The sequence below is a fragment of the Candidatus Chloroploca sp. Khr17 genome, assembly GCF_004138165.1.
GTDB lineage: Bacteria > Chloroflexota > Chloroflexia > Chloroflexales > Chloroflexaceae > Chloroploca.
Window position 1 is genome coordinate 1 of sequence record NZ_RYFF01000138.1, and the last position, 2,071, is coordinate 2,071.

Genomic DNA, 2,071 nt, shown 5'->3' on the forward strand with positions numbered 1-2,071 from the left:
CTGGTGCTGGCCGCGCCCGAGACACGCGCCAACCCCCTGGCCCTGGTGGCCTGGCTCCAGGAAGAAGCGGTCTCGCTCGCGACCCTGCCGCCGTCGCTGCTGGCGGTCCTCACCCCGTCCGACTTCCCACAGCTCACCTCGGTGATCTCGGCGGGAGAGGCATGCTCCTGGGAGGTCGCGGAGCGTTGGTCGGCAGGGCGGCGTTTCGTCAACGCCTACGGTCCCACTGAGGCGACCATTGGCGCCACCTGCCATCACGTTGCGGAGCGCGTTGCGGGCGCTACCACCGTGCCGATCGGTCGCCCATTTTCCAACGTGCAGATCTACCTGCTCGACTCATATGGCCAGCAGGTGCCTGTGGGCGTGGCTGGCGAGCTGCACATCGGCGGTGCTGGTGTGGCGCGTGGCTACCTCAACCGACCCGAGTTGACTGGGGAGAAGTTCATTCGCGACCCCTTCAGCCCGCTAGCCGCTGCGCGTCTGTACAAGACCGGCGACCTGGCGCGCTACCTGCCTGATGGCACGCTTGAGTACCTCGGGCGGTTGGACCACCAGGTCAAGCTGCGCGGCTTCCGTATCGAACTGGGCGAGATCGAGGCGGTGTTGCGCCAGCACCCCACAATGCAGGAGGCGATCGTCATCATGCGGGAAGATACCCCAGGCGAGAAACGCCTGGTGGCCTATCTGGTCGCGGCGTCGGGTGCCGAGGCCGTACCGCTCGCCGCCGATCTGCGGGCCTTCCTCAGCGAGCGGCTGCCCGAGTATATGATTCCTGCCGTCTTTGTCAGCCTTGACGCGCTGCCGCTGAACCCCAACGGCAAAGTGGACCGCAAGGCGCTGCCTGCGCCCAGCATGCCTGGGCAAAGCGCAACCCAGTACGTGGCCCCCCAGACCGAGCTTGAGCAGCAGCTTGCCGCGATCTGGCAAGCAGTACTCCAGCTCGAGCGTGTCGGCATCCATGACAACTTCTTTGAACTGGGCGGGCACTCGCTCCTGGCGACTCAGGTCATCGCCCATATCCGGAAGGTCTTTCAGATCGCGCTGCCGATGCAGACCATTTTTGCGGAGCCGACAGTCGCAGGCTTGTCCTGCCATATCGCCCTCACGCAACGTATTACAGCTGGCGCTCCTGTGCAAGCCAGTGCTGACTCTATCGAACTTGAAGAAGGTGTTCTATGACGATAGTCCAGTTCATCACGCAGCTTGAGGCAGCAGGTATTCAGCTCTGGCTCGACGAGAACCATCTGCGCTACCAGGCACCAAAAGGGGCTTTGACTGCGGATCTGCGCGATCAGCTCCTTGCACGGAAGCCCGAGGTGATCGCGTTCCTGAGGCAGGCTATCCAGTCCGTCGCGCCACCAATGACGCCGCTGGTGCGCGATGCAGGCACGCATCTACCGCTGTCGTTCGCCCAGCAGCGCGTCTGGTTCCAGGCCCAGCTCGAAGCGAACGCCAGCCTCTTCAATATGCCGACCGTGCTGCACCTGCGCGGGCGGCTCGACGCGCACGCCCTCAGTGAGGCCTTCCGACTGCTCGAAGCCCGCCATGAGATGCTACGTACCACCTTCCCCGAGGTCGATGGTCAGCCCTATCAGCAGATCAATCCGCCGTCCTTCGCCCTTGAGGTCATTGATCTTTCCGAGCTGCCTGCGGACCAACAGCAGGCCGAGGTCGCCCGGCGCGCTGACTTTGTGGTGGGTGTGCCATTCGACGTGGCGGCCGGGCCGCTGTGGCGGGTCAGCCTGCTGCGCCTCGACCCGACCACCCATGTGCTGCTGATCACGGTACACCATATTGTCGCCGATGGCTGGTCGATGGGCATCATGATGAGCGAGCTTTCGACCCTCTACGGGCAGCTGACTGCCCAGCTCGCGCCTGAGTTGCCCGCGCTGCCAATCCAGTACACCGACTACGCCCATTGGCAGCGCGAGTGGCTCCAGGGCGCGGTGCTTGAGGAGCACCTGGGTTACTGGCGGCAGCAGCTCACTGGCGCACCGCCGCTCCTGACCCTGCCCACCGACTTCCCCCGCCCGGCGATGCAAAGCGGTCGAGGCGGTCATGTCACGTTCAC

Annotated in this window: 2 protein-coding genes; both read left to right on the forward strand. The window is 64.7% G+C overall.

All coding sequences use genetic code 11. The annotated features are described in order from the left end of the window. A partial coding sequence (locus EKD05_RS25370; RefSeq protein WP_165360994.1) for a non-ribosomal peptide synthetase occupies window positions 1-1,179 on the forward strand: 1,179 nt, incomplete at its 5' end. Then, window positions 1,176-2,071 (forward strand): condensation domain-containing protein (locus tag EKD05_RS25375; RefSeq protein ID WP_240695936.1); only part of this gene is annotated, 896 nt, incomplete at its 3' end. The genes EKD05_RS25370 and EKD05_RS25375, both read left to right, overlap by 4 nt.